The organism is Bradyrhizobium uaiense (genome assembly GCF_010811875.1).
Taxonomy (GTDB): Bacteria; Pseudomonadota; Alphaproteobacteria; order Rhizobiales; family Xanthobacteraceae; genus Bradyrhizobium; species Bradyrhizobium uaiense.
In genome coordinates this window covers 1-255 of the sequence record NZ_VKHP01000704.1, presented here as the reverse complement: position 1 = coordinate 255, position 255 = coordinate 1, and the positions used below count along the sequence as shown (strand labels likewise).

Below are 255 nucleotides of genomic sequence, written 5' to 3'. Positions count from 1 at the left end.
CGCCGCGCTGGTCGACGCCGACCGCCATCGGCAGCTTGCCGTCGTCGGCCTTCGGCAGCCCGAGCCGGGCGCGCATGTCGACCACGGTGACGATGCGGCCGCGCAGATTGAGCACGCCGGCGATCTCGCTGGAGGCCAGCGGCACCCGCGTCAGCCGCTCCGGCATGAACACGTCCTGCACCCGCGAGATCGGCAAGCCGAACAGCTGGCCGCCGATCACGGCGGTGACGTATTCGGCCATCGCGCCTTCACTGG

Annotated in this window: 1 protein-coding gene; it reads right to left on the bottom strand. The window is 71.8% G+C overall.

The features are described 5' to 3' along the window. Positions 1–255, bottom strand: a 255-nt coding sequence (locus FNJ47_RS47160) for a chemotaxis protein CheW (RefSeq protein ID WP_175068536.1), incomplete at both ends; no start/stop codon positions are given.